Genomic DNA, 963 nt, shown 5'->3' on the forward strand with positions numbered 1-963 from the left:
GCTCGTGAAGTCTTAGAATTGATGACCAGTGCTAGCCAAGCAGGGATTGGTGAACAAGATTTAGAAGCTTTTAGCATTTATGCAGCCAAAGCGGCTGTTGCTTTTGATATGACGGGGGATCAGATTGGGGAGCGCTTTGCCAAGTTGCGCAATGTCTTTAAGCTTAATCAAGCAGGCATTGAAGATCTAGGCGATGCCATCAATCATCTCTCTAACCACATGGCGGCAAAGGCCAGTGAGGTGTCTGATTTTACCAATCGTGCCACCGGTGCAGCAACCATGTTTAAGTTGACAGCCCGCGAAACCGCGGCATTTGGTACAGCGATGATTTCTGCTGGGATTGTTCCTGAGAGTGCCGCGCGTGGTTTTAATGCGATGAGTGCGCGCATTCAGGCTGGGGGCAAACATATTGAAGATGCTTTTGCTAATATTGGGCTTTCCCGCGAAAAATTCATGCAAGATCTCGACAAAGATGCCACCGGTACCTTGGTGCGCTTTTTTAATGTGTTGGGCAAATCCGAACAAGGGATGCGTTCGCTGATTGCCATTGCGGGGCGCGATTTTACCGGCGATTTTGCCAAATTGATGGGTAACCCTGAATTGTTAGGGCAAGCTTTAGATTATGTGAAAGATCCACAAGTCTTTAAAGGCTCGGTAGAACAAGAAGCCGACAAACAAGCAACCGGTGCTATGCGACAATTTGAACTCTTACAAAACCGCATTGTGGCTTTGGGGATTAGCATTGGTGAAGTGCTTCTGCCTCCTCTCAACAGTTTGATGGAAAGTGTTGGGGGATTTGTCAATGGTTTGATGGCATGGGCGAACGCCCATCCTGCTTTAACAAGCGCCATTATCAAAACCATTGCCGCTCTGATGGCTTTTAATATTGCTCTGCGTGTGTTGCGTTTTACTATGGCCGGGACACGCCTTGGGCTTCTTCAATTGATAGGCTCTTTTATCAAG

The 963-nt window shown here is 47.6% G+C and carries 1 protein-coding gene; it reads left to right on the plus strand.

The features are described 5' to 3' along the window. A partial coding sequence (locus ACFINA_RS09630) for a phage tail tape measure protein (protein ID WP_375615524.1) occupies positions 1–963 on the plus strand: 963 nt, incomplete at both ends.

Origin of the sequence: Bartonella sp. AC10YNML (assembly GCF_042196825.1) — a bacterium.
In the GTDB taxonomy this organism is placed as follows: Bacteria; Pseudomonadota; Alphaproteobacteria; order Rhizobiales; family Rhizobiaceae; genus Bartonella.